Source organism: Chitinophagaceae bacterium C216, from assembly GCA_028485475.2.
In the GTDB taxonomy this organism is placed as follows: Bacteria; Bacteroidota; Bacteroidia; order Chitinophagales; family Chitinophagaceae; genus Niabella; species Niabella composti.
In genome coordinates this window covers 116,815-139,253 of the sequence record CP144143.1, presented here as the reverse complement: position 1 = coordinate 139,253, position 22,439 = coordinate 116,815, and the positions used below count along the sequence as shown (strand labels likewise).

The 22,439-nt window shown below is 42.2% G+C and carries 16 protein-coding genes; 3 read left to right on the top strand and 13 right to left on the bottom strand.

The window, feature by feature from the left end:
- Positions 1-5 precede the first annotated feature (5 nt).
- Together PIECOFPK_RS00565 and PIECOFPK_RS00560 are read left to right on the top strand one after the other, a co-directional pair.
- Entirely contained in the window at positions 6-1,607 is a 1,602-nt protein-coding gene (locus PIECOFPK_RS00565) for a DUF6850 family outer membrane beta-barrel protein (protein ID WP_409966260.1), read from the top strand.
- 17 nt (positions 1,608-1,624) lie between these two features.
- Positions 1,625-2,764: a cytochrome-c peroxidase gene (locus PIECOFPK_RS00560; protein ID WP_330975009.1), complete on the top strand. Its 1,140-nt coding sequence runs from the start codon at positions 1,625-1,627 to the stop codon at positions 2,762-2,764.
- Between the two features lie 58 nt (positions 2,765-2,822).
- Here PIECOFPK_RS00560 and PIECOFPK_RS00555 read toward each other — a convergent pair whose 3' ends face one another.
- The 5 genes from PIECOFPK_RS00555 to PIECOFPK_RS00535 form a co-directional block, all read right to left on the bottom strand.
- Positions 2,823-4,187, bottom strand: a complete 1,365-nt coding sequence (locus tag PIECOFPK_RS00555; protein ID WP_409966259.1) for a dipeptidase — start codon at positions 4,185-4,187, stop codon at positions 2,823-2,825.
- A 126-nt stretch (positions 4,188-4,313) separates the two neighbouring features.
- A complete protein-coding gene (locus PIECOFPK_RS00550; RefSeq protein WP_409966258.1) occupies positions 4,314-5,489 on the bottom strand; it encodes an IscS subfamily cysteine desulfurase in 1,176 nt (391 codons plus the stop codon).
- 30 nt (positions 5,490-5,519) lie between these two features.
- Positions 5,520-6,236: a ribonuclease III gene (rnc, locus tag PIECOFPK_RS00545; RefSeq protein WP_409966257.1), complete on the bottom strand. Its 717-nt coding sequence runs from the start codon at positions 6,234-6,236 to the stop codon at positions 5,520-5,522.
- Between the two features lie 4 nt (positions 6,237-6,240).
- Positions 6,241-7,491: a beta-ketoacyl-ACP synthase II gene (gene fabF, locus PIECOFPK_RS00540; protein WP_409966256.1), complete on the bottom strand. Its 1,251-nt coding sequence runs from the start codon at positions 7,489-7,491 to the stop codon at positions 6,241-6,243.
- 132 nt (positions 7,492-7,623) lie between these two features.
- The gene (locus PIECOFPK_RS00535; protein ID WP_039135252.1) at positions 7,624-7,860 is read right to left on the bottom strand and encodes an acyl carrier protein; all 237 of its coding nucleotides are present in this window, start codon (positions 7,858-7,860) and stop codon (positions 7,624-7,626) included.
- Between the two features lie 150 nt (positions 7,861-8,010).
- Between PIECOFPK_RS00535 and PIECOFPK_RS00530 the strand changes: the two genes are divergently transcribed.
- The gene (locus tag PIECOFPK_RS00530; protein WP_330975004.1) at positions 8,011-8,439 is read left to right on the top strand and encodes a GNAT family N-acetyltransferase; all 429 of its coding nucleotides are present in this window, start codon (positions 8,011-8,013) and stop codon (positions 8,437-8,439) included.
- Between the two features lie 11 nt (positions 8,440-8,450).
- Here the strand turns inward: PIECOFPK_RS00530 and PIECOFPK_RS00525 are convergent, their stop codons facing one another.
- The 8 genes from PIECOFPK_RS00525 to PIECOFPK_RS00490 all read right to left on the bottom strand — a co-directional run bounded on the left by PIECOFPK_RS00525 (position 8,451) and on the right by PIECOFPK_RS00490 (position 22,371).
- Positions 8,451-8,924: a YcxB family protein gene (locus PIECOFPK_RS00525; RefSeq protein ID WP_330975003.1), complete on the bottom strand. Its 474-nt coding sequence runs from the start codon at positions 8,922-8,924 to the stop codon at positions 8,451-8,453.
- Positions 8,925-9,051: 127 nt separating this feature from the next.
- On the bottom strand, positions 9,052-9,912 hold the full coding sequence (locus PIECOFPK_RS00520; protein ID WP_330975002.1) for a TraR/DksA family transcriptional regulator: 861 nt from the start codon (positions 9,910-9,912) through the stop codon (positions 9,052-9,054).
- Between the two features lie 5 nt (positions 9,913-9,917).
- Positions 9,918-13,280, bottom strand: coding sequence for an isoleucine--tRNA ligase (gene ileS / locus PIECOFPK_RS00515; RefSeq protein WP_409966255.1), 3,363 nt, complete (start codon positions 13,278-13,280; stop codon positions 9,918-9,920).
- Positions 13,281-13,566: 286 nt separating this feature from the next.
- Complete coding sequence (locus PIECOFPK_RS00510) at positions 13,567-15,276, bottom strand: hypothetical protein (RefSeq protein ID WP_409966254.1); 1,710 nt, start codon at positions 15,274-15,276, stop codon at positions 13,567-13,569.
- Positions 15,277-15,326: 50 nt separating this feature from the next.
- On the bottom strand, positions 15,327-16,577 hold the full coding sequence (locus tag PIECOFPK_RS00505) for an MFS transporter (protein WP_330974999.1): 1,251 nt from the start codon (positions 16,575-16,577) through the stop codon (positions 15,327-15,329).
- Positions 16,578-16,581: 4 nt separating this feature from the next.
- Positions 16,582-17,634 (bottom strand): glycoside hydrolase family 130 protein, encoded by a 1,053-nt coding sequence (locus PIECOFPK_RS00500; protein WP_330974998.1) that lies wholly within the window; start codon positions 17,632-17,634, stop codon positions 16,582-16,584.
- A 102-nt stretch (positions 17,635-17,736) separates the two neighbouring features.
- Positions 17,737-19,215 carry a RagB/SusD family nutrient uptake outer membrane protein gene (locus PIECOFPK_RS00495; protein WP_330974997.1) on the bottom strand — a complete coding sequence of 493 codons (1,479 nt, stop codon included), beginning with the start codon at positions 19,213-19,215 and terminating at the stop codon, positions 17,737-17,739.
- Positions 19,216-19,233: 18 nt separating this feature from the next.
- Entirely contained in the window at positions 19,234-22,371 is a 3,138-nt protein-coding gene (locus PIECOFPK_RS00490) for a SusC/RagA family TonB-linked outer membrane protein (RefSeq protein ID WP_409966253.1), read from the bottom strand.
- Between the last annotated feature and the right edge of the window lie 68 nt (positions 22,372-22,439).

The following is a 22,439-nucleotide window of genomic DNA, read 5'->3' as shown; positions in this document are numbered from 1 at the left end:
CAATAATGCAATTCAGTCGTCTGATAATCGGTTTTATGTTGGGCGCAACACTTGGTTGCGCCAACATATCTATTGCTCAAATCACAGATACTTCTTTTTATGATATCAATTACATAAAAAATAATAATCCCTGGCTACAAACTCATAATCCATCGGGGTTACAATATGTAGATGTGGACAAGGTATCTGTGGCCAATGTAGCCTATGAAAAAGCGGACGGTGCATTCAAAAACTATTATCAGTCTGATAATAGTTATAAAATCAATATCGGTTCTGAGTCATTTTATCGACTCAATAGAAATGTTATTTTCTATGGTGCAGTAGATTATCAGAATTTTAGAGGTAAAAACATGCAAGGTAGTGCATGGGTCGACCCTTATACATCACCTCTCAATTTTGACGACAATACTGATTCTACAGCCGGTACCAAAAAGCTGGAAGGGTATACCTTATCCGGTAGTGTAAGCGCTGCCGTGTCGCAGAGATTGACATTGGGAGGTGCCATATCTTATGAAGTGGCTGATTATGCCAAGCTCAAAGATTTGCGGCATATCAACAGATTACTGAATATGGATGTTGCTGCGGGTGTAAATTATACATTATCTAAAGCTGTTAAACTAGGACTTAGTTATAATTACGTTCGTCGTATTGAAAGCTTGAAATTTGAGGTACATGGCAATACGGATAAACAATATCTCGTTTTTTTGAACTACGGTAATTTTTATGGAAGAACGGAGTTGTTTGGCGAGGACGGACTTACCGATGAGCGACGTCCTATTGTCAATAATACCCACGGTATGGCTCTTCAGGCGGATATCCGATTTAGTAATACAGTGAGCCTGTTGAATGAATTTTCTTATGCAAGGCGAAGCGGTTATTATGGTAAGAAGGCAACAGCATCTATTGTTTTTACCGAGCACGATGCAGATAGCTATGAATATACAGGGGTACTGAAGATCCAAAAAAATAAAAATCTGCATCTAATACAGTTAAATGCCGGCTATGAGGATCTTATCAATATGGAGAACGTATATAGTAAAGGCAATACCTCCGGTGGCAGTACTATAATTATTTATCATGGTCAGAACGAAGTATTGAATCGACAAATTACAAAAGGTGCTATTAACTATAAAGGATATCTGGGCGTAGCAAACGACAATCCCTTGTGGGTATTGAACGCATCATTTCAATACATGAATCGCTATCACAAAACATCGTTGTATCCTTTCTTGCGTATTCAGGATTTAAATTTATATGAAGCGGATGCGAATGCTTCTCGAAACTTTATCAAAGGAAAAGATATGTATACGGTGTCTTTAGGTGTTGGATATGGAGGTGGTTCGGGAACACTGCATAGTGATGGAACCTACCAGCCTGTCTCATCGGCGCGTCCTCCAGCCTCAAGAGATAGCTATCTGAATCAGGAATATGAATTTCTCACTGCCTCTCGCATTCGTATTACGCCCGCGGTACAATACGCACAACGAGTGAGTACCAAAACTATCGCTTATTTGCGCGGTGCTACTTCTCTCACAAGTGCATTGAATACACAGTATCTTGGCAAATACTATAACATTTTCCATATTACCTTGGGCTGTCTGTTTTAAACTTATTTTTGCAAATCATGCGTAAGATTTATTTGACTTTAGGGGTGATTGTACTGCTGGGTATGATGTCATTTTCATACACGAACCACGCTGCGCGTACTTTCAAAAGCTATGCAGATTCGATAAGAAGCTTGTACAGCAGGCCCATTAGCGAGTGGCCTAAGCCTCATATTGATTCCGGAGCCATTTGGAGCGAGTTAGGCGTAATTCCCAAAGATGACACCTCGTGGTTTAAAGCTGATAAAGATCCTGTGACCCGCCTAGGAATGTTTTTGTTTTTCGATCCGCGTCTTTCGGGCTCTAATCAGATTTCCTGTAGTAGCTGTCATGATCCAGATCTGGCTTGGCAAGACGGAAGAGTAGTGGCTCTGGGTAATGATCATATGCAAGGCAAGCGCAATACCATGAGCCTTTTAAATGTACATATCTATCCCAAATTGTTCTGGGATGGTAGGGCGAATGATTTTGCTTCGCAGATGATAGAACCTTTGAGTGCGCATCACGAAATGAATATGGAAGTGCCTCTGTTGAGCGAGAAGCTTTCAAAGATTCAAGGGTACAGAGATTTATTTGAAAAAGCATACGGTACTCCTGAAATCGATTTTGATAAAATATCTACTGCACTTGCCGCATTTCAGAAAATCATCAAGAGCAGGGCTACACGCTACGATCGTTTCCTGAGTGGAGAATATCATGTATTTACTGATGATGAAGTAGTGGGGCTACATTTGTTCCGCACTAAGGCGCGTTGTATGAACTGTCATAGCGGTCCTTATCTCACAGATACCTCTTTTCATAATATAGGCCTTACTTATTACAAAAGGAAGTATGAGGATTTAGGGCGATATAATGTTACTAAAAATCCGGAAGACGTGGGTCGTTTTCGCACTCCCTCTTTGCGCGAACTGGAAAGAACGCGTCCCTGGATGCATAATGGTTTATTTGATAATCTGGAAGGAATTGTAAATATGTATAACAGCGGAATGCCACAACCTCCAAAAACGGAAGAGCAAAAAAATGATCCGCTATTTCCTAAAACAGACAGATTGATCAAAAAACTGGATTTGACAAAAGAGGAAAAAGCACAGCTAGTGGCTTTTCTGAAGACACTAACCGGAACTCCCTATCGCATGCGTCGTCCGGAGTTGCCAAAATAGCTGATAAAAAGTAAATATTTTGAAATATAAAAGCCGGTACAACTGTACCGGCTTTCTTTTATTTTGCAAAGTATTTGTGGAAATAAGGTATCGTTTCAATACCCTTAAAATAGTTTTCAACATTATATTTTTCGTTGGGACTGTGTAGTCCGTCGTTATCCAGACCAAAGCCCATGAAAATAATCTGAGTGCCTAATTCTTTCTCGAGGGTATGACAGATAGGAATGCTGCCTCCTCCTCTTACGGGAATTGGTGTTTTCCCGAAAGTTGTCTCGAGTGCTTTACTGGCTGCCTGGTATCCCTTACTGTCTATAGGTGTATTATAAGCTTCGCCGCCATGATGTTCAAAAGCATTTACGGTAACACAGGACGGGGCTATTTTTCTGAAGTAATCTAACAACAATTGAGTAATTTTTTCGCTGCTTTGATTAGGTACCAGTCGCGCAGAGATTTTAGCAGTGGCTTTAGCAGGTAGAACAGTTTTAGAACCCTCTCCTGTATAACCACCCCATATACCGTTCAATTCCAGTGTGGGTCTGATACCCGTTCTTTCATAAGTGGTATAACCTTTTTCTCCCCATAGTTCTTTAATGCCGATTTCTTTCTTGTACTCTTCTTCATCAAAGGGCGCTTTGTTAATCAATGCACGTTCTTCATCCGATACTGTAACCACATCATCATAAAACCCGGGTATGGTAATATGATTGTTTTCGTCGTGGCAGCTGGCAATCATTTTAGAAAGCACAACAATGGGGTTTGCTACTGCGCCACCGTAAGAGCCACTGTGCAAATCGCGAGCTGCTGAGGTTACTTCTACTTCTATATAACTTAATCCGCGTACTCCCGTATCGAGGGATGGAGTGTCCATGCTCAATAAAGCACTATCACTGATGAGGATCACATCGGCCTTCAAGAGATCCTTGTTGGCCGCAACAAATTTTGCCAGGTTGGGAGAGCCCACTTCTTCTTCACCCTCGATGATGAATTTAATATTAGTGCACATGGTGTTGGTATTTACCATAGTTTCCAGTGCCTTTAGGTGCATGTAAAACTGTCCTTTGTCATCAGCACTGCCACGAGCATATATTTTGCCATCGATAATAGTGGGTTGAAATGGAGGGGTGTGCCACAGTTCTAGCGGTTCTACAGGTTGTACGTCGTAATGTCCGTATACCAGTACGGTAGGCTTATTGGGATCGATAATTTTTTCGCCGTACACCACCGGATGACCGCCGGTTTCCATTACTTGGGCTTTATCGCAGCCGCTGGCCAGTAAGGCGTCTTTTATAGCTTCGGCGCATTTGATCATATCACTCTTATGTTCGCTTCTGGCACTTACTGAAGGGATGCGTAGCAGCTCCAGCATTTCTTCCAGAAATCTGTCTTTATTTTTTTCTTGGTATTCTTTCCAAACCTGGCTCATAGTACATTGTTTTTTAGATAAGGACGAATAATAGATAAGAACGAAGGTAACAGAAATTGATGTAAGTTGGGAGGGAACGAGTGGGATAATACCCAATTCGGCAATGCTTTTAACGGAATTATTGCATTAACCGATGAACATACCCTCGTTTCTGAGTTGTGTGACTTTTTCGTTTACTTCACGAATGGCAAAGTCTATCTCTTCTTCGGTAGTGAATCGCCCAATGCTAAACCGCAGAGCTGCGCGTGCATGCGTATCGTCAATGCCCATGGCGGATAAAACATAGGATGGATCCAGACTACCGCTGGTACAGGCAGAGCCCGAAGAAAGCGCAATACTTTTATTTAATGCAGAAAGTAATAATCCGCTGTTCAAAGGAGGGAAAGAGATGTTCAGCACGTTCGGTAGTCGCTGACTGGGATGCCCGTTTAAAGTAGTGTTGGGTATTTGCAATAGACCGTCTTTCAAACGATCGCGCAGTCGTGTTAATCGCTCTTGTTCTGTGGACAACTCCTCCATACAGATGCTACAGGCTTTTCCAAATCCCACAATGCCGGTAACATTTAAGGTGCCACTGCGCAGATTGTTTTCGTGGCCTCCACCAGTTATCTGCGGTGCGATTTTTACACGTGGATTACGGCTTCGGATATATAATGCGCCTACCCCTTTAGGACCATAGATTTTGTGCGAACTAAAGGCCAGTAAGTCTATTTCCGAGGCAAGAACATCTATGGGTATTTTACCTACCGCCTGAGTAGCATCGCAAAAGAATAGTACTTTATGTTGTTTGCAAATTTTTCCAATTTCGGCAACGTTTTGTACCACACCGGTTTCGTTATTGGCTAGCATGATGCTCACTAAAATGGTAGAGGGTGTGATGCTTTGCTCTAGTGCAGTTAAATCGATAAGCCCGTTGGCATCTACATCCAGATAAGTAATAATTGCTCCTTTTTTTTCAAGAGCTTTGCAGGTGTCCAGAACGGCTTTATGTTCGGTCTTTGTGGTGATGATATGATTGCCTTTTACGGCATATAACTCCACTACTCCGCGGAGGGCTAAGTTGCAAGCTTCTGTAGCCCCTGAGGTAAAAACAATTTCTTTAGGCTGTGCATGAATAATTTGGGCTACTTGCTCGCGGGCCAATTCTACTGCGGCTTCGGCCTGCCATCCGTAACTATGAATACGGCTGGCTGTATTGCCAAAGAACCGGGTAAAATAAGGCAACATAGCGTCAACCACACGCTCATCACAAGGTGTAGTAGCACTGTAATCCATATATACAGGTACGGAAAGTATAGACATACCTTAAAGGTAAATAAAAAAGAAAGGAGACTACTGATTGTTAAGACCTAAAATCTCGATAGCCTTATTGGCTGCAATTTGCGAAGCATCTTTTTTATTAAAAGCTGTAGCCTGGGCGATACTTTCGCCATCTACCACGGCGGCTACCGTAAACAAACGGCGACCGTTCTCCACTTTTTCGTCAACGGTGACAAATTCCAGGGCTTTTCCATTTTTATTGGCCCAGCCGTAGAGCTTGTTTTTATGGTTGATTTCGAGATTTTCGAGCTCATCCATAAACATATGTGGCGTGATGATATAATCCTGCACCCAGCGACGGGTGCGCTCATATCCATAGTCCAGATAGATAGCGCCGACCAGTGCTTCTAGGGTATTACCAAAGATATGGCTGGTTTTCAGGCAGTGGTCGGCCTTATTGTATTTAGTAATTTTTTTCAGCCCCATGCGTACCGCTATATCATTGAGTTGTTGGCGGTTCACCATTTTGCTGCGCATCTCGGTTAAAAATCCTTCACCATGATACGGGTAGCGGCGAAAAAGATAATCAGCCGTAATAGCGCCCAGAATGGCATCGCCCAAATATTCCAATCGCTCGTTATTCTCATCTACATTTTCGCTAACGGAACGATGGGTAAGGGCGGTTTTATATAAAGAGTAGTTCTTAGGAGTGAATCCCAAGATGTTCTTTAACTCCTTAATGAAAGAGGCATCTGACTTTTTTACAAATAAATTCCTAATGAAACTCACTAACTTATTTGTATTTCTTTACAATGATGCAAGCGTTGTGCCCTCCGAAACCAAAAGTGTTACTGAGTGCCACATTTACCACTCTTTCCTGTGCTTTATTGAATGTAAAGTTAAGATTGGGGTCTAGTTCCGGATCATCAGTAAAGTGATTGATGGTAGGCGGAACGATATCGTGGACTACACTTTTGATGCAGGCTATAGCTTCAATAACTCCTGCGGCACCTAGGCAATGGCCTGTCATACTTTTAGTGGAACTAATATTGAGCTTATAAGCGTGTTCTCCAAATACGTCCAGAATAGCTTTTACTTCGGCAATATCACCCAGCGGGGTGGATGTACCGTGGGTATTGATATAATCTACTGCAGTAACGTCGAGCCCTGCATCTTTCAATGCTGCAAGCATAACGTTTTTCGCTCCTAATCCTTCGGGATGAGGAGCTGTAATATGATAAGCATCGGCTGTGGCTCCGCCACCCACTATTTCACAATAAATTTTGGCGCCACGTGCCAGTGCGTGTTCTAATTCTTCCAATACCAATACACCGGCAGCTTCACCCATTACAAAGCCATCTCTGTCTTTGTCATAAGGTCTGCTGGCTGTAGCGGGATCATCGTTGCGTTCGCTCATGGCTTTCATGGCGTTGAATCCGCCCACACCTGCTTCGCTGATAACGGCTTCGCTACCTCCGGTGAGAATAATATCGGCCTTGCCTAAACGAATCAGGGTTAAGGCATCAATCATAGCGTTGGTGCTGCTGGCACAGGCACTTACCACGGCGTAGTTCGGGCCTCTTAAATTATGTCTCATGCTGATGTGTCCGGCAGCAATATCCAGAATCATCTTAGGGATAAAGAAAGGGTTGAATTTAGGCGTACCATCTCCCTTGGCGAATTCTGCTACCTCGTTTTGGAATGTGATGAGCCCTCCAATTCCGCTTCCTAAAACCACACCCACTCTGTCGGGGTTAATGGTGTCTTTACTAAGACCGGCATCTTTCATAGCCTGGTCGCTGGCTACGAGGGCAAACTGAGAAAAACGATCGAGCTTTCTCGCTTCCTTTTTATCCAGATAATCTGTGGGTTCAAAATTTTTTACCTCACAGGCAAACCGGGTTCTGAATTTTGATGCATCAAACAATGTAATAGGGGCAGCGCCAGAAACTCCGTTTATCAGGCCGTTCCAATATCCATCTATCGTATTGCCGAGCGGTGTTAACGCGCCCATTCCAGTAACTACTACCCTTTTTAATTCCATAAGCCGTGCAGCTCAACGTTAAGAAAAACCGCCTTTGTGAGGGTATACCACTTGCAAAGGCGGATATAAAGTTCGCTAATTTCTGTCAAACTATATCGGATGAGTGACAGATAAGCTTTTTTGTTCAAATTTTTATTTAGCGTGTTCTTCTAAATATGAAACAGCCTGTCCAACAGTGGTGATGGTTTCAGCCTGTTCGTCGGGAATAGAAATATTAAACTCTTTTTCAAATTCCATAATCAGTTCAACAGTATCTAAAGAATCAGCGCCCAGGTCATTGGTAAAAGACGCTTCGTTAGTTACTTCTGCTTCGTCAACACCTAATTTGTCAACGATGATTTTTTTAACTCTTGTTGCAATGTCTGACATATCTGATTGTTTTTATTGTTGAGTGCAAAAATAGAGTTTTTGACTAAATAACTACCAGAAACAAAAAAAAATGTAAAAATGTTACGCTGCCAATAAAATTTGGTATTTTTCAGTTTATCATACAATATATCGGACCATAAAATTACCACTATGGCCCTAAAAATCATTGATTACGACTCCAAGGAATATTGGAAGATGGTGGAACTGCGCAATGAAATCTTGCGCAAACCGCTGGGCATGACGCTGAATGAACAGGACATTCAGGCCGATAAAGATCATATTCTGATTGGAGCTTTTGAAGATGATGAACTGCTTGGATGCTGCATACTGGTAAGAGGACAGGAAGGTTCTGCCATATTGCGGCAAATGGCCGTTCGAAGTCAATTGCAGGGAAAAGGTATTGGCCGCGCTTTAATAGAATTTGCAGAGACAATTGCGCGCGATTCTGGTTACAGCGAAATTGCTATGGATGCTCGAGCCAGCGCAGTAGGATTTTATGAAAAAATGGGCTATAGACCCTGCAGTGAGCCATTTGAAAAAGTATCTATCCCACACGTATTAATGAAAAAGCGCATTTGATTCGCCTATTATTATCCCACTTTTGCTTTCAAGAGGTTATGTAACTGTAGCATTTGCTCGTTGGTGACAAAGGCGTCTTTGGGAATCAGTAGAAATGAACGTGTGTCAAAATAAAGATGGAAAAAATGGGGCGTTTCGCGGAAGGAATGTAGCGCCGTATAAGGCCAGCTTCTTGAGCCTGTTTCGTGCTCTAATGTAAAATCATCCTCATTAAAATGCATAGAAAAGCCATGCTTAAAAGTTTCCGCCTTGCGATATACAAAGCCCGGTAGTACAAACCATATGGCAATCATCAATACAATCCATAATAGGGAATAGGTAAGAAAAGCCACCGGAGTGATCTTGCCCATCATATACCAGATAAGCGAGGCAATGGCAAATACATTTACCATGATAATCATAATCCGAATTTCCTTCTTAGCTATGAAATGGTAGCGTAGCGCTTGAATTACCTGCTTTTTATTGTATTGAAATGAGATGGTCATGACAATTATGCTTTATTTACCTGCGGATTATAGGAGCTTATCCCCGGTTTGTAATATATAAAGCAATAAAAGCGAAGCGTTTATGCTTCGCTTTTATGCAATGAATGTATTTTACTGTTAAGACCGTTTATTTGTTATTGTTAAGCATTGATTTTGCCTCAATACTCAATGTGGCATGAGGTACGGCACGCAAACGGGCTTTGTCGATAAGATTTCCTGTAACCCGACAGATACCGTAGGTTTTGTTTTCTACACGCATTAAGGCTTTTTCCAAATGGTCGATAAACTGAATTTGGCGGCTGGCTAATTGGCTCAGCTGCTCGCGTTCCATACTTACACTACCATCTTCCATAGTCATATAACGACCTTCATCCATGTCTCCTCCTTCGTCACGGCGTGTAATTAGCCCCTGTAAATAAGCCAGCTCTTTTTTGGCCGCATCTAATTTTTTCAAAATAATTTCCTTAAACTCTTGCAATTCCGCATCTGAATATCTCACTACTGGTTTCACTGGTTCATCTTTAGGGGTGTCTAAAATACTTTTTGTAAACTCCGGTTGGTATTTAACCGAGCTTTTGGTAGAAAGTTTCGGTACTACCGGTGTTGGGGTAGATTGTTCTTTTTTAGGGCTAGTTTTTTGTTGGGTTTTTGATTGGCTACCGGCAGCTTTTACTGCTTGTTTGGGTTCTGCTTTTTTAGTTGCTGTTTTTTGAGGTGCAGCTTTGGCTTTTGCAGCAGTACTTTTTACTGTTGTTTGTTTTTTAGTTGCTGCTTTTTTTGCCGGAGTCGCTTTCGCTGCAGTTTTCTTAGCTGCAGCAGTTTTTGTTTTTGCTGGAGCTGTTTTCTTCTTAGCTGCCGCTTTTGTAGCAGTACTTTTCTTAGTTGCTGTTTTCTTAGCAACTGCTTTTACTGTGGTTTTAGCGACAGTTTTTTTCTGCTTTTTGGCCGGCGTTGCTTTTTTTGCCGGTGTACTTTTTTTTGTAGCCATGTAGTTTACCCTTTTTTAGAAACAATCGTTTGTAAAATGTTATCATTCACATCAATTTCTATACCATCATTTCCCGAAATTGGCTGGAAATTAATATTTTCAGCCAATATTTCCGCGCAAATATAGTCTTTAAACCTGTTTAAAGAACTTTTTAGTGCTTCATTTGCGTCAACAATCACTTCTATTTTATCTGTCAGCTCAAATCCTTTGTCTTTGCGTATCTTCTGAATACGGTTAATGAATTCCCTTGCATCACCCTCTTGTTGTAGCTCGGGGGTGATGGTGATATCCAATGCAACCGTTAGAGCGCCCTTGGAGGATACGGTCCATCCCGGAATATCCTCACTGGTGATTTCCGTTTCCTCTAATTTGATATCAATCGCCTCACCTTCCAAATGTAAGGTATAAACACCATTTCGTTCTAATTGGTTGATATCTTCTTGGGTGAATTGGGCTAGGGCCGCGGAAACCGCTTTCATTTTAGGCCCAAGTTTCTTACCTAATAATACAAAATTAGGTTTAATTCTTTTCTTTATGAATCCGTCGGTTTCGGTTAAATACGCTATTTCTTTAACGTTTACTTCGGATTTTATCAAGTCTTCTACCTTTTCCAGCTGTGTTTTCATTGCCGGATTAAGTACCGGAATGAGCGCTTTCTGTAAAGGCTGACGCACCTTGATGTTGACTTTCTTTCTTAGCGACAAAATGAGTGAGCTGGCATCCTGTGCCAGTTGCATTCTTTCCTCTAATTCTTTATCAATGAACGCGGTATTGGCAGTAGGGAAGAGCGCATGGTGCACCGATTGGTGAGGATGACGGCCGGTAACCTCATTGAGGTTCTGGTAAATAGCATCACTGAAGAATGGTGCGATAGGAGCCATCAAGGTAGCTACAGTTTCCAGACATTCATACAACGTCTGATAAGCTGAAATTTTATCAGCTTCGTACTCTCCTTTCCAGAAACGACGCCGGCACAGGCGCACATACCAGTTGCTTAGCTGTTCATCCACAAAATCTTCAATCAACCTACCCGCCTGTGTGGGCTCGTAATTGTCCATCGCCTGTGTTACGTTTTGAACGAGCGAATGTAGCGAGGAAATAATCCAGCGGTCGATTTCCGGGCGCTCGTTTAACGGCATATAAGGCTCTTTAAAGGTAAAGCCGTCTACATTGGCATATAAAGCGAAGAACTGATAAGTATTGTATAAAGTACCGAAGAATTTACGCTGTACTTCTTTGATTCCGTTGATATCAAATTTTAGATTATCCCAAGGGGATGCATTGGTGATAAGATACCAGCGCGTAGCATCTGCGCCAAATTTTTCAATGGTATCGAAGGGGTCTACCACATTGCCCAGACGTTTACTCATTTTATTGCCGTTCTTATCCAGCACCAAGCCGTTGCTCACGACGGTTTTGAATGCTACACTGCCATACAGCAGCGATGCAATAGCATGCAATGTGTAGAACCATCCTCTGGTTTGGTCTACTCCCTCACAGATAAAGTCTGCAGGGAAGTTGTTTTCGAAAGGATGATTGAAAGGCTGTGGATCTCCTGCCCTAAGCTTTTCGTAGTTGAGTCCCCATTGTGCATAGGGCATCGCTCCGCTATCAAACCAAACATCTATCAGGTCCGGTTCGCGGCGCATAGGTTTGCCGGAGTCGCTTACCAGTATAATTTCGTCTACATAGGGTTTATGTAGGTCTTTAAGGCCTTCTTCAAGGAATTTTTTATTGGTATCTCCCCCTAATACTTCTGCAGCTTTTTTAATTTCTGCGTTCAGCTCTTCTATGGAGCCGATGCATTTTGCTTCTTCACCATCTTCAGTACGCCATACGGGCAGCGGGGTTCCCCAGAAACGGCTGCGACTTAGGTTCCAATCCACCATGTTTTCCAACCAGTTGCCAAAACGGCCTTCCCCTGTAGATTTGGGTTTCCAGTGGATGGTTTTGTTTAGTTCTACCATTTTATCCCTAAGTGCTGTGGTTCTAATAAACCAAGCATCTAGAGGATAGTACAAAATAGGTTTATCGGTACGCCAGCAATGTGGATAGCTGTGCTCGTATTTTTCTACTTTAAAGGCACGACCTTTTAGTTTCAGATCTACCGATATGTCTACATTTACGTCTACGTAGTTCGGATCGTCTTTATAGTTCTTAACAAAGCGGCCACTGTACTCACCTACACCGTCAATAAACTTTCCTTCGCGGTCTACGAGCGTAATAATACCTAGATTATTTTTCTGTCCTACTTTGTAGTCGTCGGCACCAAATGCTGGAGCTGTGTGTACAATACCGGTACCGTCTTCGGTTGTTACGAAGTCGCCTATTACTACTTTGAAGGGATCTGCATCAGGAGTAATAGCGCGAATAGCTTCCAAGTTATTAGCCTCAAAAGGCATGAGTTGTTCGTAACGCAGGCCTTCTAAGTCCTTACCTTTGAAGGTTGCCAGTACTTTCCAGGGAATAATTTTATCTTCTTTTTGATAAGCTTCAAAATTGCCGTCTTTTCCTTCGGGTTTGAAGTATTTGTGGAGCAGCGCTGTAGCTAGAATTACATTTTGACGCTCTTGTGTATAAGGATTGAAAGAGGCTACCAAGCTGTACTCGATATCGGCACCTACGGTCAACCCCAAATTGGAAGGCAATGTCCAAGGGGTAGTAGTCCAGGCCATGAAGTAGATATCTTCTTCAAACTCTTTCAACACGCCATCTTTGATGGCCTTAAAGAGCACTGTAGCACTGGTGTCTTTAACATTTTTGTAAGTACCGGGCTGATTCAGCTCGTGCGAGCTTAACCCTGTTCCGGCTGCCGGAGAATAAGGTTGAATACTTACACTTTTGTAAAGTAATCCTTTATTAAATAGTTGTTTTAATAAATACCATAGCGTTTCGATGTATTCATTGGTAAAAGTGATGTAAGGGTCGTTCAAATCCACCCAGTATCCCATTTTGCGGGTAAGGTCGTCCCACTGATTTTTGAAACGCAATACTGCCTCGCGGCATTTTTTGTTGTATTCTTCTACAGATATTTTCTTTCCAATATCTTCTTTGGTAATGCCTAATTCTTTTTCCACTCCCAACTCTACAGGCAGGCCGTGCGTATCCCATCCACCTTTGCGTTTTACCTGATAACCACGCATGGTTTTGTAACGGCATACGAGGTCTTTCAGAGTTCGGGAAATTACGTGGTGAATACCGGGCATACCATTAGCACTGGGCGGTCCTTCGTAAAAAACAAATGGTGTTGCCCCTTCTCTTAAGGAAACGCTTTTTTCAAAGGCTTCCTGCTCTGTCCATTTCTGTAAGATTGCTTTCTCTATCTCGGGTAAATTCAACCCTTGGAACTCATGGTATTTTACGCTCATACTCTACTAAAAATGAGTGCAAAGGTAAGGAATATAAGAGGTTTTGTTTTTATATAGGTGCCTTTGTTCCGAATCTGTATCCAAAATCTTTAAAATTCAGTCGGATATAAACCATCAGAAATGGTTTCATCTAATGGTTTTTTATAATATTTTATATTGATAAATGTGTTTTTTAGTATATGTACCCTCAAATGGGAATGTATCAATACCCAAGTAGTCGCAGGAATAAAAACGCCGCGATGAAGGTCTAATTCATACGCGGCATTTGGATGGTATGTTACACGTCTTATCTGGAGGCGTTATAGTTGATGACTATTCCATCGGCATATAGCTTTCCATTCTGCTTGGTAATGGAGGCGCCGGAAGGCACTTGTACCAATACCATCGCTTCCTTAGCGGGTATACTGATTTTCTTTTTGCCTTTGATATTTCGGGCAATGAATTGACCCGATACGCAATCGTACAAATCGATTTTATGTGTGCCGGCATTGAGGATTTGCACCTTCTTGGCTTTCGAATGTGAATTGTAATACAGGTACGAAGGATAAGCTTTGTCGCGGAAGAAATCGGTAGCTAATAAGTCTAATTCCAAAATACCTTCTACATTGGTGCGGCGTATAATACTGCCGAAAATTCCTACGTGACTGCTGCCGTACACGCTAAATTGCGATACATCAGGGTTTTTGTCGGGCACCCAAAGCGGGCCATCGCCTTGCGCTAAAGGACCGGGCTTATCGGCGTATTCGGGATAGGATGATTTGCGAATGATACCTTCGTAAGCAATCACGCCTTTGGTAACCTCGGCTTTGTGCGGCAATGCTTGAAATGCTTTGGGCATGTACTGCGGATAAAACAGCTTGGCGGCATTGGCGGCATTGAGCATCCATTTGCCGATGGCTTTGGCATAAGAGACATCGTAACGCACCATCGGTACTAAGGGCCAGGCGGCATCGTAAGTGTTCATTAAAAATGCATAGCCGCCTCTATCCACAGTGCTGCCGAAAGTCCCTGAAATATCGATACCGTTCCAACGGCCGTGCAAGGCACCCCAACCTTCGCGGCAAACAGCGGTACCGTCGAAGCTCCACTCCACGAACTTGCGGGTATCGAATTGCTGATGTTGTTCGGCATTGATGCGGGCAGCAATATAGGCTCCGAACGGCATCAAAACTTCGTAATTCGGGTTTTCTTTTACGGCCTGCAACGCTTTTAAAGCACTGAGTGCACCTTTCAGATATTTTTCATCGCCGAATTTTTTATACGCCATATACAACACCCAAGCATGACCAGCCGCTGCATCGGGCTGTATGCAGATTTCTGTAGTATGGGGTTGCAGGGTTCCGTAATTGAAATAAGTATAATTGTAGTTGCCTTTCAATACTGAGTCGGCCCGATAGAACTGGTCAGCAATGGTACGGGCTATCCAGTCGAAATCTTTTTCGTTGGGGTATAGATCGTAAATAGCATAAAAAAGCAGATTGGGATAAACATCGTACCACCAATCGCGACCATATCCGCCACCCAACAACGCTACTTCGGGGCAGGTGTTATTCATCATGATGTTCCAACCTGTTTCGCGGTTGAAGTAGTTTTTCAGCATGGCCACATAGTTGTAGGTTTGCTTGCTTTTATCAATACCAACCAGTGAAGCGCCCAATATAGCGCCCATGCTGCCCAGAGATTCATGGAACATGCCTCTGTTGTTGGTCCCCTGACGGGCATCACCGATAGCGGTATAGATACCTACAACAGGTTGGTTGAAATTTTTACCACTACTATCCCACCATACCAAAGGCCAGTAATCGCCAGTGGCATTAAAATCGTATACTTTTTTATCGAAATCTTTGGCCAGTTGCCGGAAATCGATGATGCCGAAAGGCTGTGGGCAATCGGGCATTGAATCAATTTTTGGCAGTGACTGTTGTATCACTTGAGCTTTATTGATGGTAGCCCATGTCAGGCATATCCATATCAAGCAAATCGTTCTCACCTTCATGACTTTAGTTTTATTTTTGAAGTAATAGACACTTTTAGTTATTGTTTGTTTTAAAGTGTCTCTGTTGTTTTTCCCAGTTCGTTACCCTGTTTTATAATTTGCTTTGCTACCACAATAGATAGTAATTGCAACATGGCAATAATGATAATGGCATAACGCAAAGCTACTTCATTCGATACCATGTAGGCCAGTAGTAAAAAGGTAAAAGCCCCGGTAAAGCGCCCAACATACAATCCGGCTTCATGGTTGAGTATATAGGCAAACTCGCTTCTGTTCTCAATTTTTGAGACTATATCGATTACCTTAAATTGAATAGGGAAGTAAGCCAAATCCATCAACGGTTTTGCAATTAGCAGCACTAAGATAAATATCACTACACCTGTTTGATTAAACAATGCACCGTTTACAATTGCACCCAAAGCAAATAATGACAATCCCAAAGCAAAAATTTTGACACGATCTTCAGGCTTCGATATACGACCTACTATGTACATTATAATGGCCGAAAGTATGGCGCCTATGGATTGTGCTGTTCCCAATGCCCCTTCTTTACCTACTAACAACATAATAAGCATGGCCGGTGCCGTTACTAGAAAACCCTGAGCCAAGCCTTTTAGTGCAGCCAGCACCAGTAACCGGTTCCATAGCGGATGAAACTTGAAGTAAATAAATTTTTTCTGCTCAGGATTTTTGAAATTACCTCTGAAGCATACTATTGATGCTAATAGTGTAACAATAAATACGGCTACAGTAATGGTAAGATAACCTGATTTTACAGCTGCATGCTCTGTTCCTCTCGATTCCAAAAACCACCCAATGGTTACGGGTACCGCTACAGCTATGATGGTATAAAAAAAAGTTTCAAGTCCGTAGTAATAATTACGATTTGCATCACTGGTGATTGATAACGCCAAAAAATCTCGGTTGGCCCAATAAAAACCGAAAGACATGCCCATGGTGAGTCCTGCCATACCAATGCCCACTAAATTGAGTTCCTTCAATGACATCATAATAATCATGGACACGGCACTCAACATCATCCCAATCGAATACAGGCCTCGAATGTTGAAGCGAGCCAACAGAAAGCCGTTTAATAGAAACGTAAGGGGAATGCCGGTATAAATGGTTAATTGATAAATCACCACTTTGGTGGGATCGTTGGAGCTGCGCATTACGTAAGCTGCCACGAAAATGTCTATAACAGGCAGTACAAAAGCATATACCAAATTGGTCAGCACCAGTATTTTGAAATTATGTGGTTGCGACCGGAAGTAACGGATTTCGTTGAGTAGTTTTTTCATAAACTCATTTTAAATAGGAGCAGATTTCTTGAATAGAAAACCGAGCGCCGCAGATGAACTCATCGGCAGCTCCATAGTAAACGGTTATGGTATCTTCATCGTCGTGAGCGATGTGCCCGTTGGTAAACACCACTTTTCCGAAAAAGCCATGCAGTTCATAATCTTCGGTGGGCATCATGATGGGTTCTTCGGTACGTGCCAATACTTTTCCGGGGTTGTGTAAATCCAATAAGAAAGCACCGAGGCAATACACGTGTTCTTTATTGGCGCCATGATAAATGGCCAACCATCCGTCTTTAGTCTTGATAGGAGCCGCACCGGCACCTACTCTTGCCGAATCCCACATGCCTTCGCGTGTTTTAACGATGCATTGGTGTTGACCCCAATGGATGCCATCTGGAGAAGAAGCTAACCATATATAGTTGCCGCCAATTTCTACACTGCTGGGTCGATGAAAAGCATAGTATTTTCCATTGATGCGCTCTTCGAATATGGCGCAGTCTTTATTATGCGGCGGAAAAATCAATCCTTTTTGTTCAAATTGTTTCCAATTCTTTGTGGTACGCAATCCCACCGCCACACCATTTTCAGAAACCGCGGTGTAAGTGAGATAGTAAGTATCGTCCAATTTGCTCACTCTACAGTCTTCTATACCGAAGGTTTCCCATTTGCCAGAACCTAATAACAAAGGATAGTTTTCGGGTTGTGAGAAATGCACACCATCTTCGCTGCATACCAATCTCAAATGCGAGAGGGTAGTTAAATAATCAGAACCTTTATATCGAATCACTCGCGGATCATCGGCCATCAATTCCGGATCATCTTTTTTAATTTCGATGATCTCCATCGTTCCGGTTTCTTTTAGAATCGGAAACGAGATGGTATCCTCTTTTTGAACAGGGCGCTCTGCTACCCTAATCAGCATCCAGGTTTTATTGTCGTAAGTAAATACACCTGGATTTAAAAGACAGGCAATTTTCATCCCTTCGATGCTGGGTTGCAGATCCGAGGGTTTTAACAACGGATTTTGTGCAAAACGCTTTGCGATGTCGCTCATAAGGATTTTTATTAGTGCATTTAAAGTTGATGTTTCGATATAAGACTCACCCATGCCGAGCCATAAGCTCGGCTTATACTGGGGAATCTTGTAGAGTAGAAACTAATATTTAGGGTTTTGTTTTAGTGTTTGTGCGGATGCATCTATTTCGCTTTGCGGAATGGGATATAAATAGTGATGATCCTGAAAGTTTTTGCCTAATGCATTCAATACTTGTTTTGCAATACCCCATCTTCTCAAATCGTAAAAGCGATGATTTTCGAATCCCAGTTCGGCACGTCTTTCTGCAATCAGCCAATTTTTAACGGTTGCTTTATCGGTAGAACTAGGACGGTCGGGTAATGTACCGGCCGGAGCGTAATTCCCTTCTGCCGTAATGGTGTTACGTGCTCTTTGACGAATTTTATTAATGTACGCTATAGCGTTGGCATAGTCGCCGGTTTCCAAATATGCCTCGGCTTTCCAAAGCAACACATCGGCATACCGAATTAAGATTTTGTTGTTGGGGGCATCATCGTTGCCTTTGTTGGTACCGTCTAATGAACCTAATAGCTTATTAGGATTTTGAGTAACGGTGTTTACAGTGTAGAGTTTTCTGGGATCGTTAGGCTCGAAAGAGTTTAAGAAATCTGTACTAGGCGCAAAGAACCCCCAACCAATTACGGCACAGTATCCGTTGCCGTTTCGGGGTATTTCGTTGGATGTGTGATCGTATGCAAAAATCACTTCATTGTCGGTAAACTCAGTATTAAAACTGCTGAAGTAATTTGTGTTTAAATCATAGAAGTGCGTATCCTCCAATTCTTTCACATAAGTGATCACATCGTTCCATTGTTGGGTATATAGGGCTGCTTTCGCTTGTAGTGCAATGACGGCACCTTTAGAAACGCGCCACCGTTCTGTGTCGGAGCTGTATTTAGTATTTGGCAATAACGGTTTGGCGGCAGCTAAGTCGGTTTTGATCTGATTCCATACATCTTCTTTCGGAGCGCGTACGGCCACATCAAAAGCCTCCTGATAAGACTCCACGGTTTTGGTAATTAACGGAACGTCTCCAAAATTGATCACTAGAGAGAAATAGTAGTAGGCTCTTAAGAAATAGCTCTCACCTAATAATTGGTTTTTTCTGGCGGTGGAAATTCCTGTTATTTGTTCTATGGAAGGATTGGTCAAATGTCCGATGGCAATGTTCAGCCTTTTGATGCCTTCATAGTTGTATTTCCACAATCCGTTTGGACCACCATTAGATGCTGTGAAGGTAAAGTTGTTGATCTCGTCCATCCAAGGTTGGTCTCCATCTGATACCCATTTTTTCTCCATATCGTCGGAGGCGATATCGGACAACACTATATCGTTTTGAAATACCAAGCCGCCGGCCCAATCCCACTCTCCTAAAATGTTTAAGGTATTGGCCAGCATCTTATACGAAGATCTTACTGCCGTTTCTACAGTTGTTTGTGTGGGAGTGGTATTAGCTTGTTCCTGTGTTAGAAGACCTATAGATTCTGATGTAAGTTGCTTTTTGCAACTTGTTGTAAGCATGCAGGTGATAATGCCTATATATATGTAACTTCTTTTCATTGCTGTTAGTTTGAATTGTTAGAAATTGAATCTAGCTCCAAGAATAAATCCTTTCAATTGCGGATAGGTCCCCTGATCTTTTAATAAAGTAGATTCAGGGTCCAGACCACTATATTTTGTGAAGGTGAGCAGATTTTGTCCAGAGAGATACACACGGCACTTATTGAGATTAAGTTTATGGACGCTGAAAGTGTAGCCCAGTTCTATGTTTTTCAAACGCAGATAAGAAGCGTTTTCTACAAAGATGCTGGAGATTTTGCTACCCCCGTTATCATTAAAGGTCAATCTTGGCGTAGTATTAGTGGAACCTTCGCCGTTCCAAGAATCCAGCACAGCTGTTGTGGAGTTGAACGGACGTGTGTCATAGTTCAATATTTGTTTCAAATCATTGTATCTATGCACCCCTTGTACACCTTGGAATAGGAACGAAAGATCGAAATTTTTGTACGATGCATTGAAATTGAAACCGTAGAACAGCTTAGGAATATTGTTACCCAGCACCACACGGTCGTTATCGTCGATTTGTCCGTCATTGTTTACATCTCTGAATTTGATGTCGCCTGGTTTAGCACCGTTGGTGTTGCTGAATAAATAGTTGTCGATTTCGCTTTGATTTTGATAGATACCTCCAAACTCCAGTCCGTAGTAGGAGTTAATTGCATAACCGGGTAATGTAATGGTTCTGCTGTTATTGTCGATAATATTGGGTACAAATTCGTAAAGTTTATTTACGATATTCTTTTGTGTGGTAACATTGGCACCTATTTCGTATCTAAATGCATGCTGTCTATTACTGCGATATAATATGGCAGCTTCAAAACCTTTGTTAGTGACTACTCCCGCATTTACATAAGTAGGCTGAATTACACCCACTGATACGGCCGGCAACGGGACTGCCAACAAAATGTCTTCAGTACGTTTGTGATAGTAGTCGGCTGAAATGAAGAGTCGGTTGTTAAAGATGTCTAAGTCGAAACCGATATCGGTTTGCTTGGTAGCTTCCCATTTCAAGTCGGGGTTGCCGTAGCGGATGATATTGACAACTCCACCCACTTGTGATACTACGGTTTGGTAAGCATCATTCGGAATTTCCTGATTACCGGATACACCCCAGCTTGCTCTTAACTTTAGGTTGTTGATCCAGTTAGCAGATTGCATAAAGTCTTCTCTCGAAACTACCCATGCTGCTGCAATAGACGGGAAAAACGCCCATTTATTGTTAGGTCCGAACTTAGAAGAACCATCAGCACGTAGTGTTCCGTTCAGGTAATATTTGTTATCGAGACCATAGTTGGCCGAAGCAAAGAAAGACATCAACGCCCAGTTATTGGGTTGTGTACCACCGTTCCAGAGGCCGGTGGTAGTATTACCGTAGTCTAAGAATCTGAATGCCGGATCATCCTTATCAAAGTCGATTCTGCTACCACTTAAATTGTCTTCTTTGTTTTTGATGTATTCGTGACCTAGCAGCACATTCAAGCTGTGTCTGTCTTGTAGTAGTTTCTGATAGTTTAAAGTGTTACTGATAACCAATGTACTTACCTGACTTCTTAATTCTACCAAGCTGTTAGGTCTGTTCTGACGTCCCATACCGGCATATTGACCGCCACCCCCATCATCATCACCGAAGTTGGGATAGAAGGCTTTGTTATGGAAGAAGATAATGTCTCCGCCATAGCTAGAACGCAGTTTTAATGATTTGTCAGGCAGAAAACTGTATTCCAGATATGCATTTCCGAAGTTTCTAAAGTTTTTGAGTTTATTGTCGGTATAATGTACTAAAGCAATAGGGTTGGCTGTAAATTCAAAATAGTTTTGCGCACCATTCCAACGTCCACCGTTGGCAGCCAGATTTTGTGCATAGAAAGGCAAATCGGTAAAAGGATCTGATGCTTTATATGTAGGATCAGATGGGTCTTTATATACAGAAATTACCGGTGGACGTAATAAAGCATGCCTGATGATACCGGGTGCATCGCCACTGGATGAAAGTTTATCTTGTGTAGCATTGATCAACTGAAAATTGACGCCTGCGCTTAACCTATCGGTTATGTTAGCATTGATATTGGCGCGCATATTGAAACGCTTGAAAGCGTCGTTTTTCTTTATAATGATACCATTGGCATAATAGTATCCTGCCGATAAGTAGTATTGTACTTTGTCTGAGCCTCCACTAGCCGAAACGTTCAGTTTGTTCGATGTACCGGTAGTGAAAAGTTCATCTAGCCAGTTGGTATTAGCATAATTGCCTGATGCTTTTAATGCTGCATAAGGACTGATAGCTGCAGGATCATTTCCGGCGGTATTGTGCCAAGCTATATCTTTTACGGTTAAATATTGTTCGGCATTGAGCATTTTCGGCAAGCGAGAAGGACGGGTGATGCCTGTATAATAGTCTACCACTACATTACTTTTCCCTTTGCTACCCCTTTTGGTGGTAAAGATTACCACACCATTTGCCGCTCTTGAACCATAAATGGAAGTGGCCGAAGCATCTTTTAATACCGACATGCTTTGAATGTCGGCGGGATCCAAAAATGTGAGATTTTTGGTAGGAACGCCATCGACAATATATAGTGGATCTACATTACCTATGGTTCCAATACCGCGGATGCGGATTTCGATAGCATCTCCCGGCTGTCCGGTGCTACTTTGAATCATTACCCCGGATACCTGACCTTGTAAGGCTTGGATTACATCTGGAGACTTGGTTTTTTGTAGATTGTTAAGATCTACAACCGTTACGGAGCCCGTTACACTGGCCTTTTTTTGCGATGTATACCCCATTACTACCACATCGGTAAGGGCTCCGCCGGTAGGAGCTAAGATAAAAGTGAAACTATTGATGTTTTTTATTGGTGATTCGTAAGGATTATATCCTACATAATTGATAACTAATGTGTTGTTTTCGCTAGCTGTAATAGTGAAATTTCCTTCGGCATCGGCCACCACCGTTTGAGCCGTTTCTTTAATAGAAATGGTAACCCCGGCCAATGGTTCGCCGGCAAGGTTGATTACTTTTCCACTAAGCTGATTGTTGGTAAACTGAGCATACATTGAACCTCCTGTCAAAAGCATTATGGCTAATAATACTTTTTGCAACAGGGAATGCAGGTGCATTTTTGCGAGAAAACAGATTCCAGTTTTTCGTTTCATATGCGTGTTTTAGAAGTTATCGTTATGGTTACTCCCTCTAGCAGCTTTACGGCAAGCCGATAGTTAGG